Here is a 12431-nt window from a genome sequence, read left to right on the forward strand (position 1 = left end):
CACGGGATTGAACCCCGCTTTGCGATAGGCGACAAGATGGCAGTCATTGACGATGAATCCGGCGCCAAGTATGCCGATACGAAAGTCTTTTCGGTGAGGCAAGCGGGAATGAATCTTCAGGTCCACGTCCGTTGTTGTGTGTGGTCCGAATCATAGCCGTCTCGTGAGCAATAGACAAGCTGAACGCGGTCGGGATTTTGCCGGTCAGTTTTTGCTTGGAGATCAAGAATCAAGCCCGTTCCGTGTCGGGTCGCGCGTTCAAATCAACACGCACCACCGATAAAAAAATCGCTGGCGATCAGCCGGGATGCCTTCAGCAAGGCGCGAATCTGCCAGCCCGGGCACGCTGGCTTCAAAGAGGGAGTGTTTCGCAGGAAGCACCAAGGTTCGGGATGAAAAGCTGAAGAAGAATTTTGTGCGATAAACTGCCAACTCTCCCCGTGTGCGTTGCCTCTCCATCGGGCTGGGAAGGGGGACGTGTGTTGTCGCGCTCGCGCCGGCGCTCCGATTTTAAGCGGGTGGTGCAGATGCTTGTGTGGTTGATAGACAACGCAGTTCTGCTTGTCCCGTTTCTGGCCACTCTGCGAAATGGTGTTTCGCGTTTGTCAGAACCCGGCCACTGTGCGCCCCGATGTAAGCGGGAAAATCCGGATGTTTGAGATGAAAGTACGCAATCCGCGCTACAAAACGCGAAAAGACCAGCGCGATCGCCATGCTGGTATGGAACGAGCTAGGATGCAGATCGAACAGAACATGAGCAAACGCAAGAAACATTCAGTCTTTCTGAAGGCGCTTATACTTCACGGCGACGCGGAAGGGCGGTCCCTGTTGCAGGAAAAAATGCAACAAGCGGAGCGGGACGAACTATGCGCCTGGCGTGCCTTGTGGCTCGTCAGTCTGTTGGCGGCCTTTTCCTGCTGCGGCATCTGTTATTCGGCCGTGCTGATTCCTGAGTTCTTCCAAAACTCGTCGCACATCGTGGTGAAAATCTTTTCCGGCCTCGGTCTGGCATCCGTGATTTGCGCCATCGGATTTTTATCCTTCTGGCTCTGGTGTCGCGGCGTGCTTAACCGGACACACGAAGATTGCCGACGTTTCGTGATGGCGACGTTGGAGCCCGGCAGCCGCTCTAAATTGTCTGTTCGGGCCGCGGACGACGGCCTCAACACAGGTGCGGCCGACGTCTTCGGAGCGAGGACGGGACTGGTCAGCGCACCGACTGTTCCTACGCATCAGACTTACTCGCAGCTTTTCAGCCTCCGCCGGAGCCATTGAGTTCCTGCAGAAACTGATTTTTCGCCGCCCGTGTTGGCTTAACCGCCCCGCCTTCCTTCTTCGATTTTTTTCGCACGAGTCTATCGATGGTTTCATCGCCGTTGCCTTCGCGTAATCCGCGGGGCACCTTTCTCCTTGGGTGTGTGACCAATTAAAGTGCGGAACCAAAGCGAGCCAGAAGCATCGTAATTACACGGACAGACGAAGCAGACCGGTGTGACGATTTCACCGTCCGCCGGACCGCATGACGGGCGAAATTCCCTCGGCGGAATTGTTTTGCTTCGTCTGCTCGTGGAAGCCTGGTCGGATGAAACTTCAACCAATTGAACAGTCGGAAAGGAGTCTGTCAGCATGAAAACGTTGTTTCGATGCACGTCGGATTTTTGGAAATTGGTGCTCACCGCGATATTGCCCATGGGATTATTGGCAATGGGCGCCGCGGCTCTCGCCGATCACGGCGAGGATGAAGGCGGCGATGATGGTGGCCGGAGGTCACCGTTTCCACTGACCGGATTGGCGCACGGCTACATACAGATCAATCTGGTCGCCGACATTTCCGGACCGGCCCTGAACACGGATACGAATCTGTTGAATCCATGGGGTCTCGGGATCGGTCCAAGAGGGAGTCTCATTGTGGCGGAAAATCACGCGGGCCAGGCGGCATTTTATGGCCCGGGTGGGCAACCCGGCCGAATGTCGATCCAGGTGGATGATGATCCCACTGGTCTTGTCATCAATCATTTCGCGGACGATTTCCTGATCGGCGACGGGACAAACTCGCGTCCGGCCTCGTTGCTGTTCGCCACTGAATCAGGAAAGATTCTTGGTTGGAATGCCAACGTGGACCCGGCCAGCGCGGCCGTCGTCGCGGACAACTCCGCTTCCAACGCCGTTTACAAGGGCATCGCCCTGGCGCGGACACGCGCGGGCGCGATGCTTTATGCGACGGACTTTCACAACGGTAAAGTGGACATGTTTGACAGTTCCTTTCACTGGGTCGGTTCCTTCACGGATTCGACCGTGGACGCCGGCTTCGCTCCGTTCAACGTTCAAAACATCGCCGGCTGGCTGTTTGTCACGTTCGCCAAGCAACTCGGTCCCGACAATGAAGACGACGAGGCGGGGCCGGGCAATGGTTTCGTGGACATTTTCCGGCCGGACGGTCGCCTCGTTCGGCGCTTCGCTTCGCACGGCAGGCTTGACTCACCGTGGGGACTCGCTGTCGCACCGCGGAGTTTTGGCAGGTTTCGCGATACGCTACTGGTCGGCAATTTCGGCGACGGGCGTATCAATGCCTACAGTCTCCGCAACGGAGCGTTCCTCGGTCAGCTTGCGGACGTTCATGGTACGCCGATCCAGATCGAAGGATTGTGGGCATTGCGCTTCGGCCACGACGCCAATTCCGTCCGTGACGATGAAGATGATGACGATCGGGGTGGCAACGCTCTTTATTTTACCGCCGGGCCGGGTGGCGAGGAGCACGGATTGCTCGGCTTGATCGTGCCCGCGCAACGGTTTCGCCACGGAGATTAGAATTCTTCGCCGAGGGGATACGGCTCGGTGGAAGTCTAAAACGTCGGGTCGTCGTGGGTTGGACATCGGCGTGACGGTGAAGGTTTGGTGATAAACGCGAACAAACCGCCGTCACGCCGGGTTTCTGTACGGAGGCTGACAAAGACAGGCCGGACGGTTAAGGTCGCGGCCGCGCATGACGAAACAGGCACCGAGTTTTTTCACGGGGCTCCTTCTCGCATTTCTGTTGATGTTCTTCGCGGCGTTCCTGTTCTATCCCGTCAGCTTCATGTTAAAGGGGGCGTTCGTCAGCGGCGGCAGATTCAGTCTCGAATACTTCGCGCTTGTGTTGAAAAGCCCGCTGGAGCGTGAATCGATCTTTAACAGTTTTGTCATTGCGTTCCTGACGACAGTGACGACGACACTCGTGGCGCTTCCCTTGGCGCATTGGATGACGCGGCTGACCTTTCGGGGAAAAGCGCTCCTCAGCGGGCTGCTGTTGATCCCCATGATTATGCCGCCATTTGTGGGTGCGATTGGACTGTCGCAACTGCTGGCCCGGTTCGGCTCGCTCAACCTGTTCCTGATGAAGCTCGGCCTGTTGGCGCCCGACAAGCCGATTGACTGGCTGGGGCAGGGTGGCTTTTGGGGGATCGTCATCCTCCAGGTGATGAATCTCTACCCCATCATGTTTCTCAATGTCTCGGCCGCGATGGCGAACGTGGATCCCTCGCTGCGCGAGTCGGCGCAAAATCTCGGCGCGCGCGGCTGGCGATTGTTCAGGACGGTCACGCTGCCGTTGATCCTGCCGGGTTATTTCGCCGGCGCGGTCATCGTGTTCATCTGGGCGTTCACCGATCTGGGGACACCGTTGATCTTCGGCTTTTCCCGTGTGGTGCCGGTGCAGATTTTTGACGCGGTCAACGACCTCAACACAAACCCCATGGGCTACGCACTCGTGGTCTTCGTGCTCGCGCTGACCCTGGCGCTCTTTTTCGTCAGCAAACGGTCCCTTTCCGGGCGGCATTACGAGATGATGGCCCGAGGGCACACGGCGGGAGCCGAAGCGCGGGCGACTCCTCGGCAGACGGTTGTCGTTTGGTCTGTGATGCTGGGGGTTATCGGTATCGCACTGTTGCCCCACTTGACGGTCATCGTTCAGTCGTTCTCAGAAAACTGGTTTCTATCCATCTTGCCGGCAAAGTGGACCTCCGCGAACTATTCCGAGGTCTTTGGCCACGGACTGACAGCATCGAGCATCAGGAACAGCCTGCTTTATTCGAGCTTCAGCGCCCTGCTCGATCTGGCGCTCGGTGTGGTGATCGCCTGGCTGCTGACTCGCAAACGGATTCCGTTTGCCGGATTGCTGGACGCACTGGCGATGCTTCCGTTGGCTCTGCCCGGACTCGTGCTGGCGTTTGGCTATGTGGCCGGATTTGACTTCAGGATTTCCTGGCTCAATCCGCGCAACAATCCGTCTTTGCTCCTCGTCGTCAGTTACAGTGTGCGACGGCTGCCCTACATCGTCCGCTCCGCGTACGCCGGCTTCCAGCAAACCAGCATCACCCTCGAAGAAGCGTCGGCAAACCTTGGCGCGTCGCCGTTACGGACCCTGTGCAAGATCACCCTGCCGCTGGTGATGGCAAATCTTGTGGCCGGGACGATCCTCACGTTTTCCTTCGCCATGCTGGAGGTGAGCGACGGACTCATTCTGGCGATGCGTGAAAAATTCTTTCCGATCACGAAAATGATCTGGCAGGTGATGGGGCGGGTTGATCCCAACGCTCCCAGCGTCGCGTGCGCGCTTGGTGTCGTCGGCATGGTCATCCTGAGCGCCAGTTTGCTTGTGGCTGCGAGGATTCTCGGCCGGAAAATGGGCCAACTGTTCCGCGCATGAAGGCAGGCCGGCGCGGGCGTCTTGTCGCCCCCGCGTCATCGCATCGCCTTAAGCTGCCAGCGCGCCACGTAAGGATCGAGTCGAGCGAAAAAAAAGTAGGCCCAGCGTTCCTTGAATTTGTTCCAGAGCGTGCGCGACTTTCGCCACAGCATTCGGTGCACCTGCCGTGAGCGCGAGAGATGGTCCGCGAAAATGTCCCGCGCTTCGGTCACGGTTTGTTCGGCGGTCAGGCGCACGAGCAGTTCATAATTTATGTTCAGGCTGCGCGTGTCGAGGTTCGACGAGCCTGCGTAGGCGACACCGTCCACGACGACCAGCTTCGTGTGGAGAATTTGCGGTTCGTATTCATAAATTTCCACGCCCGCGCGGAGCAGTCGCTGAAAGAGGCTGCGTGCGGCCAGTTGCATCAGCGGCACGTCGGATTTGCCGGGCAGGATCAACTGCACGCGGCCGCCGCGCCGCGCCACATGCATGAGCGCGCGGCGCAACCGCAAGGGTGGCAGAAAATAGGCCGCGACGATTTGTACGGTCCGCGCGTGAACCAGGTCTCTTCGCAATGCCAGCTTGATCGGGCTCCGGCCGCGGCCCGGCCCGCTCAACAACAATTGCCCCGCGGGCTCCGACGTATTTTGTCGAACGGGCCTCCTGCGCAGACGGATGAAGCGTTTGTGTTTGAAATCGGCGCGGGCGAACATGTCATCGAAGGAGGCGGACAGTTCCTGCGCGAGCGGGCCGGTGACTTGCAGGCCGAGATCGCGCCAGCCGCGCGTGATCCCGTCGCCCTGCCACTCGGGCGCGATGTTGAAGCCGCCGATGATGGCCGACTCTTCGTCGCACACCAGCAGCTTGCGATGGTTGCGGATGTTGAAGCGCTTGAGCGCGATCGGATTGAACCAGCGCATGTCGCCGCCGGCCTTTCGCAGTGGCTCCCAGAAACTGTCCGTCAGTGTGATCGACCCGAACGCGTCAACGAGGGCCTGCACCCGGACGCCACGTCGGGCGGCGCGCACCAGTTCGTCTCGAAAACTCTGGCCTAATCGCCCGGAACTGAAAATGTACATCTCCAGTTTAAGGAAACTGCGGGCGGCGGAAATGGCCGCCAACATTGCGGCGAAGGCATCGTCACCGGTGCGCAACCAGCGAAACCCGATGGCTTCGGACGATGACATGGTCGCGAGAGTACCGGGCCGGTTGGGAATTGCAATCGGTGGCTAAACAATCCTTGGTCGGAGCGGGACAAGATTTGCGCACGCTTATTTGAAGCGAGCAAATGGACGCGATCTCTTCTCCATTTATCGTCTGTGCGTCATGAATTTTGGCGGTGACGTCTTTTCGGAGGACCGTTTGGCGCGTTGGTTCGCGATCCGTCCTGGTTTTGGTTGATTCGATGTTGTGCGCGCGGCGCCTGTGAAACCGCCGGTCACAGACGTCGCGACTCCGCAAACCTTGCCCGCCATGTCAGATTTTCCCCTCCAAAAGCAGTCTGAGGACGTGCCGGTGGCAATGAGGCTCGTCCTCGGGGCAGTGACAAAGCAATGTCATCGGCTGGCGTCGGGCCAATTCCTGGAGCAGACGGAGAGTAAACTTCTGGCCGTGATTCCTGATTGTCTTGTTTCGCAGGTCAACTCCACCGCCTTCAAACAGTTCCGCGCGATAACGACGGCTGAACTCGGCCCATGTGACGGCGCCGGACTGGAACTGGCGAAGCAGCCGTTCGCTCGGGCCGAGATTGGCCATCCACACATCGTAACGATTCGGAGGCAGCCCCCGACCGCGAAGTCGGCTGGCCAGGATGCGCAGGCCGTCTGTTTGCGGCTCAATCGGCGAGTGCACCGATTTGGTGCGGACCTTCAGGATTGATTTCGGGGCGGGCATATCACAGGTCGTGGTCGAAAACCCGGTTCAGGACCGATGGACGGAAAGCTTGCGGTGTGGCGCGGCCACCGCTGGCTTTTTCAACACCGACAAACGATTGATTCATTATCGTCCAGAACAATGTCTGAAAATCGACCCTCTGAACAGCACTGACAAATTGTTGAGTTACCCGTTCGCCGCATTGCCCGCGCTAAGAATTCGGGGTTGCCGGTCTGATTCCACCGACCGCGCGAATTTGTCAACCTGACCGGCTTCAAATCAGTTCCTTCACCGGGTCACGGTCGTCCAGCAGGTACTGCGGACGGCCATTGTGGTCGGGAAGTGTCGCCGAGGGATCGATGCCCAGCACATGGTAGAGCGTGGCCAGAATGTTCTGGGGAGTGTAAGGACGGGTGACAGGATACTCGCCGCCAGAATTGGTGGCACCGACGAATTGTCCCATCTTCAGCCCGCCGCCTGCGAACAGCACGCAGCCGGCAGCCGGCCAGTGATCGCGTCCGCCGAATTTATTGAGCCGGGGCGTGCGCCCGAACTCGCCCCACACGACCACGCACACGTCCTCGTGCAGACCGCGCTCGTGCAGGTCGGTGATCAGCGCGGACAGGCAGTTGTCATAAAGTGGCAGAAGCGAGCGGTATGATTCGAAGATCGTGGGCAGGCCATCCGCGCAATGGTGATCCCACAGGCCCACCTGCATTGAGACAAACGGCACCCCGGCCTCTACGAGACGGCGCGCCCGCACGAACGCTTCCCAGTCCCAGGCCACCGGGCTTGGTGAATGGGAATACATGAATTTATTGCCGCCGGACCGGTAACGATCCAACGTCTCGGCCTTCTCGTCGCTCAGGTCGAACGCCCGGCGTGTCCGGCCACTCGTCAACATGTCCAAAGCCTGTCCCGTGAAAGCGTCGAATGCCTTCATTTCGCCGCTGGCATCCACGTCTCGCCGCAGCGTGTCCAACTGGGTAAGCAGTTCTTTTCGGCTCTTCAACCGCGACAAGTCCACCTGCCGGTTCAACTCCAGGGTCCGCAATCCGCGGTTGTCGGGCACGAAGGCGCGGTGCTGCGCGCCGACCCAGAGCGGTTGCTCCGCTTCTGCGATCTCCTGGTCATCCCCCTTAAGGCTTACAAATTTTGGCAGCTCGAGGTTGGGCCGCGGAGCCAGACGGCTGACATACGATCCGAACGAGGGTCGGCGGTCCCGTTTGGGAAAGCCGGTGAATATTTCGATCCGTTGGTGGTCCGGTTCCTGCCACGTCGCGCTCCGCACCACTGCGAACTTGTCCGCGATCCTCGCCTGTCGCGGCAGCAATTCGCTGATTTCCATGCCCGGCACGTTGGTCTTGATCGGCCGGAACTCTCCCCGGATCTCCGATGGCGCGTCCGGCTTCAGGTCGTAAGTGTCCACATGGCTGGGTCCGCCGCCGAGGCAAATCATAATGACCGATTTTCCGCGGCCCCCGGGAGTCACGGCGCCTTGTGCCTGGAGACGCAGTAAGTCCGGCAGCGCCAGCCCACCCAACGCCAGACTCCCGGCTTTTAGAAAACTGCGGCGCGAGAGACCGTCGCAGAACTGCTCAGGACCACCGTGGAAAAAGGTCAGCATGGCCGCAGAGAGCATACCCCCTGACCGGAATCCGGACAACAAGAAGTCATCAAAAAAAGCGCCCGTGTTGTCTGGTGAGGCCTTGTTGTTCGTTTGACGGGTTCCGACTCGGCCCTGCCGGCTTCACGGACTGTTCGTCCACATCCGGGTCATTGTCAGGCCAGCGCTTCCCGACAAAATTTGATGGCGCGCGCAATTTCGGTCATGCGATCCGAACCCGGTGGAATCTTGTATTCAAACTCGATCGTGCCCTGGATGTTCCAATGGTTGTCCCGGATCAAGCGAAGCACTTCCACAACCGGAGTGTCCCCTTCACCAAATGGTGTGTTGGGACCGTCGTGCATTTTCCGGTCTTTGAGATGCACGTGGGTAATGCGGTCGTGATTTTTGGTGATGAACGGGACCGGAGAGATATTGTTGCCGGCGACGAAGTGTCCAAGGTCCACGTTCGCGCCGTTATGTTTCGCGAAGGAAAACGCCCGCTCCCAGTGCTCGGGTTTCGTGGTGGCGTGGCCGTGATAACCGACCATCAACTGATGCGCGTCAGCAAACCGCCCGAGGCGTTGAAGTTCTTCGTCCAGGGTTGAGATCTCGGTCGAAATGGCCCGTCCGCCCAGCGCCCTGGCCAGCGCGAAGACGTAATCGAGTTCGTCGTCGGTCATCTTGAATATCCCGTCCACCTTGACGATCTCGATGCGCACGCCCGCGGCTTCATACTTTTTCCGGAACTCCGCGACGCGACTCATCGGCGCGGTCTTGCGCCATTGCGCCAGTTGTTCGGCGTTTGCTGCCGCGCTGCCAGAGTCCTGGGTCTTTTTCGGACGGATGAGGTCCATTGGCACACCCAGATACGCTTCCACGGGCTGGGTTCGCAATTCGACGGCGCTGAGGCCGAGCCGAAGGCAGTTTTTGAGGATGTCATCCCCGCTCATAAGCGGCTCGGCGAAGCTGTAGGGTACGTTCAAGCCGAGTTGGACGCCGGCCACCTTCGAGTCCGGTTTCGCCGCGCCGATTGCCGTCGATTGAGCGGCGTAGAGCCGGCCCATGACGGATTCCCAGGCCGCACCGGTCAGAGTCGCCAAAGACAGTTTGGCGAACTCGCGCCGGGTACAGGCCAGCGAGACCGTGGACGGTCGTTTGTTCCGGACGCTCGGGGTCAGGTCCGATGATTGCTTTTCGTGATGGCTCATAATCGGCAAATTTAGGCCGCCGCAGGCGGGAGGAAAGCGTATTTTCCATGACCGGGTGTCCGGACCAAACCGCGTTTCACCCGGAATCGCTCCACCTCACCTGGCCGGGAGGTCATTTCTCACGTCGGTCCACTGCAACGTCCCGTGGGCCTCGATGGCCTGGACCAGCATTTCGAGCCAGTAGCAATCGCCTTTTCCCGTGGGAACGCTTCGCGTGTAGCCGCGCAATGTGGCGGCGTCGGCCAGAACCAGCCATCGCTCCAAGGGAGCAATCATGCCGACGGCTTCCGGGGACAGTCCAACGCTTTCATCGCCGGTCCAGCGGCAGAAGTAGGGCGCCTGCACCAGCCACCAAAGAGGGAATCGTCGTTTGCCCTCTTCATGTCGCCGAAGCGCCGCGTCATGAACGTGGTCGTGCAGGTAACGTCCAATCTCCGGCGAAATATTCAGGAACATTTCGCCATGATAGAGTGCGCGGGCGTTTGCGGTGCGCGGCGTGTAATATTCACGGTAATAACCGGACCGGCAGAGGTTTTCAACGGTGGCAAAGTTCGTCCCGGCCTGGAGCTGCGCGCTCAAATTGCCCAATGCCTCCCCGCGAATTTCAGCGTCGTGAAATTTCTCGGCAAGGCGCGCCATCGCAATATGCGCGCCCATCGTTCCATACAAATTGCCCTGGCTGGCCCGTCGCGTGTAGGCCATGCGGATCTCGGGCCACCTGGACTGAACCAGGGCCCGGTCGCCGCTCCTGAATCCGTAGAGCCACAGACCGTAGAGCGTGTGCAACGCAGGGCGGTTCATGCCAAACTTCACGTCCGCGCCCCACACGCGATCCATCGGATGCAGTTCCCGTCTCGCGCCAACGTCGTGTGGCATGGGATACTCGCCCCAGGGAGCGAAGCGGCGGTCTTCCAGCTCGGCTGCGACGTAGCGGCGGACGGCGGCTTGTTGTCCGGCATCGAGGTGCGGGTAGGCCCAGGCCAGCGTGGTGATGATGCGGCCGGGTTCCTGATACACGAAATGCGATTCCACCGGCGATGGCATCAGGTCCCCGTAGCGACAGTTCAACGGCGCCAGATGCCCTGCGTCGAGGACGGCCTGAATTTCCTCCCGAAGCTCCTGCACCAGGTCGTCGGCCCCTTTGATGTTGCCAACCACCGGAAACTCCCACGCGTAACGGTCGAAGTCGATTTCTTGCGCCAGACCGCGCGACGCGGGCGGCAGCCAGCAACCCAGCATGACAACAACCGCCCGCGTGAATGTCGCGCAAATTCTCATGGCTCGTGCTCGAGGGCGGAGACGCAGAAGCGTTCGGCGAAATAAACATGGTCGCCGGCGATGACCGCCGCGGTGCGGCCTTCAAAGTTGCTTTGCGATACGACCGTGCCGGACCCTTCTTCAACCACGGCGTTCGGCGTTGCTGTTTGTAGCGCAGGCCGGTTAAAGTAAACGACATCGGCTCCGAAATTACCGCCGTCTTCGTGGCGGACCCGCGCCGAGACGTGATGATGTTGGGTGTCACTCAGCCGGATGTTCTGTGTGCCACGAAACGCCTGGCGAAGCCAAAGGTAATCACCACCCACGCTCATTGCGTAAAGGTTGTCCGATTCCGGTCCCGGCCACATATTCGAGAGCCGTCCGTTGTCAATGGGAACACGGCGGCCGTTGCTTGCATTCACGCCGCAAATGTCCATCGAGTACTTCATGCCGAATGCGCCAACCTTGGTGAATTTGGGGAACTTCGTCGGCCACCAGCACAGCACGTTCCCGGAGTTGTCCACGGCGGGCGGATCCGGCGGCAGGCCGACTCCTTCGCTGGGCCCGCACGGAATCAGAAACGGCGATGTCAGGTCGGACGTACGCAGCGCAAACAGGTGCTGGAAATCCACCGAGGCACTCGGCCAGCGTCCGCCGTTCGAGTCGCCCGCCAACCAACGGGCATAGATTTCATCCTCGTCCACGAGGTCCTTCGCATCGGCGAGCATCGGATCATTGATGTATTCGCTGCCCATCATCGGCGTCATTCCGCTCGTGAAGAATACGAAATCGTCATGCACCACCGGATGCGTCAATCTAAAGCTCTGGCCATGCACCCGGTTCGTGGCACGAATGCCGCCGTCGCCCTGGCGCAGCGCGTAAACCGTCATGTCCTCCGCCCCAACGAACACGCTTTCTCCATCTGCCGCGAGTCCTCCCTGAATTGGAGCACCCAGCTTCGCTGAACTCCAAAGCTGCTTCCCGCTGCGCGCGTCAATGGCACGAACATGCCGATCCTGGCCGGCTACGAACACCGAGTTTCCCACCGCGCAGGGAGCGCTCGTGATCGATTTGCGGGCCTGAATCGTCCAGCGAGATTCGCCACTGGTTACTTCAAGGCCCTGAATTGCGCCCGACAACGTGACAAATACGACCACATCCCCGACAACCGCTCCTGCGACCGACGTCCCGCCCGGCAATGAAGCCGACCAGAGTGTCGCTCCGTCGTTCGCGTCTATGGCGTAAGCGGTACCCTCCAGCGAACCGACGAAGACCCTGCCTCCAGCCACGACGGGTTGTACCGAGTTCGCAAGAGTGAAATCGACGGTCGCCGGCAACGGATAAGAATAACCCTCGCGCGCGCGCAGATCATGGGTCCAGCCAGACTGGCTGTCTCGGTTGCGCAACGTCAGGCTGGGTCCGCACCAAATCCATCGGGCGCGGTAGGGAGGGGCCACTGAATCGGAAGTCCGCCCGGTACGCATTGCGTCGCGTTGAAGCTGCGGCCAGTCGGCGCCAGAAGCACCGTCACCTCCGATGATTCCCAACGCGACCATCAAGGCAACAACAGGGCGCGAGGTCGCACGTGGCTTCACGCCCGAAGTTGTAGCCGTTCGTGCCAACGGGCCGCAAGACTGACCGTCTCGACGCAGTTGCACCGTTGTTAATCGCACCTCAACAATGGCAAATCTCCACAGTTGATGGTGGGCATTCCCCCGACATACTCGCCGGGCATCGCGGCTCGTGAGGCGGTGACCGAAGAACTTGTTCTTGTTCACCGGCACGGGACGCGAGATGATTGCCTGAATCAATTCCGGCA

At 59.8% G+C, this 12431-nt stretch carries 10 protein-coding genes; 3 read left to right on the top strand and 7 right to left on the bottom strand.

What is annotated here, in order from left to right:
* Positions 1 to 126 (bottom strand): gfo/Idh/MocA family oxidoreductase (locus VN887_10725; GenBank protein HXT40482.1); only part of this gene is annotated, 126 nt, incomplete at its 3' end.
* Positions 127 to 660: 534 nt separating this feature from the next.
* On the opposite strand from VN887_10725, the gene VN887_10730 reads away from it, so the two are divergent.
* The 3 genes from VN887_10730 to VN887_10740 all read left to right on the top strand — a co-directional run bounded on the left by VN887_10730 (position 661) and on the right by VN887_10740 (position 4684).
* Complete coding sequence (locus VN887_10730; GenBank protein HXT40483.1) at positions 661 to 1275, top strand: hypothetical protein; 615 nt, start codon at positions 661 to 663, stop codon at positions 1273 to 1275.
* 351 nt (positions 1276 to 1626) lie between these two features.
* The gene (locus VN887_10735; GenBank protein HXT40484.1) at positions 1627 to 2808 is read left to right on the top strand and encodes a TIGR03118 family protein; all 1182 of its coding nucleotides are present in this window, start codon (positions 1627 to 1629) and stop codon (positions 2806 to 2808) included.
* Between the two features lie 175 nt (positions 2809 to 2983).
* The gene (locus VN887_10740) at positions 2984 to 4684 is read left to right on the top strand and encodes an iron ABC transporter permease (GenBank protein ID HXT40485.1); all 1701 of its coding nucleotides are present in this window, start codon (positions 2984 to 2986) and stop codon (positions 4682 to 4684) included.
* Positions 4685 to 4719: 35 nt separating this feature from the next.
* On the opposite strand, the gene VN887_10745 is transcribed toward VN887_10740, so the two are convergent.
* The 6 genes from VN887_10745 to VN887_10770 form a co-directional block, all read right to left on the bottom strand.
* Positions 4720 to 5853, bottom strand: coding sequence for a phospholipase D-like domain-containing protein (locus tag VN887_10745; GenBank protein HXT40486.1), 1134 nt, complete (start codon positions 5851 to 5853; stop codon positions 4720 to 4722).
* Positions 5854 to 6142: 289 nt separating this feature from the next.
* Positions 6143 to 6559 carry a DUF488 family protein gene (locus VN887_10750; protein HXT40487.1) on the bottom strand — a complete coding sequence of 139 codons (417 nt, stop codon included), beginning with the start codon at positions 6557 to 6559 and terminating at the stop codon, positions 6143 to 6145.
* A gap of 253 nt (positions 6560 to 6812) precedes the next feature.
* Positions 6813 to 8165 (bottom strand): DUF1501 domain-containing protein, encoded by a 1353-nt coding sequence (locus tag VN887_10755; GenBank protein HXT40488.1) that lies wholly within the window; start codon positions 8163 to 8165, stop codon positions 6813 to 6815.
* 155 nt (positions 8166 to 8320) lie between these two features.
* Positions 8321 to 9355, bottom strand: coding sequence for a sugar phosphate isomerase/epimerase (locus VN887_10760; GenBank protein ID HXT40489.1), 1035 nt, complete (start codon positions 9353 to 9355; stop codon positions 8321 to 8323).
* A gap of 96 nt (positions 9356 to 9451) precedes the next feature.
* Positions 9452 to 10633 (bottom strand): hypothetical protein, encoded by a 1182-nt coding sequence (locus VN887_10765; GenBank protein HXT40490.1) that lies wholly within the window; start codon positions 10631 to 10633, stop codon positions 9452 to 9454.
* Positions 10630 to 12207, bottom strand: a complete 1578-nt coding sequence (locus tag VN887_10770) for a PQQ-binding-like beta-propeller repeat protein (GenBank protein HXT40491.1) — start codon at positions 12205 to 12207, stop codon at positions 10630 to 10632. The genes VN887_10765 and VN887_10770 overlap by 4 nt, the downstream gene beginning before the upstream one ends.
* Positions 12208 to 12431 lie beyond the last annotated feature (224 nt).

This window comes from Candidatus Angelobacter sp. (assembly GCA_035607015.1).
Taxonomy (GTDB): Bacteria; Verrucomicrobiota; Verrucomicrobiia; order Limisphaerales; family AV2; genus AV2.